The sequence below is a fragment of the Paenibacillus sp. KS1 genome (assembly GCF_001680695.1).
Lineage (GTDB): Bacteria > Bacillota > Bacilli > Paenibacillales > Paenibacillaceae > Paenibacillus_B > Paenibacillus_B suaedae.
This window is the reverse complement of sequence record NZ_MAIS01000278.1, coordinates 1-752: the sequence shown is the minus strand read 5'-3', so window position 1 is coordinate 752 and position 752 is coordinate 1. Positions and strand designations below refer to the sequence as shown.

Annotated in this window: 1 protein-coding gene; it reads right to left on the bottom strand. The window is 31.4% G+C overall.

The genetic code is table 11. The features are described from left to right. Positions 1 to 33: 33 nt before the first annotated feature. Positions 34 to 752 (bottom strand): DUF2326 domain-containing protein (locus tag BBG47_RS28295; protein ID WP_175400672.1); only part of this gene is annotated, 719 nt, incomplete at its 5' end.

The following is a 752-nucleotide window of genomic DNA, read 5'->3' as shown; positions in this document are numbered from 1 at the left end:
AAGTATGATAGGATTCAAACTACATTGTACTTATTAATAATAAACTCCAAATAAACAACCAGATTCATCGGCATCTGTTAGTACCACAGGCAGAATGGAGCTTGATACTTCATCTCTAACACTATCAGGTAGGTCATCAGAATTTAAAGTAACAATATATTGGAATCCATCTTCAATAGATTTATCTTTACCAAAGCGTAGTGCCTCTGCTATCTGTCTTTCATCTACTGGATCAAAAAGTGTACTATCATGAATCAACATGTCCATTCTTCTACCTAGATATTTTGACATTTGAATTAACATCATATCAAAACAATAAATTAACATACAATTAATTCCAGTACTATTCTGATTTCTAGATACCATTTCAATATCATATCTACCATTTTTTGTTTGCCCTATTTGTAACTGAGCTGCAGAGTTATATAAAGTGCTAGATACCTCTTCAACTAATAAGATAGCATGTCTTTTAGTGCGTGAATGCTCTTCTAATGATTTGGAAATCTCGATGATTAACCTCTGTTCTTCTATTTTTAGCTTAGCAGCTTCCTCACGCATGTTATTCATAAATTCTTGTTGTTTTTGGTACATGTCTAGTTTACTTACAAGTTCATTTAATTCAGATTGTAATAATGAATACTGATCTAGAGCACCATGAGTATTTAAAATCGTCATTTTTTTTGACTGTTCCACAGAAAGTTCGTTAATTAGTTTTTCCCTATCCTTAACAATTTCACTATAATACTCTAGTT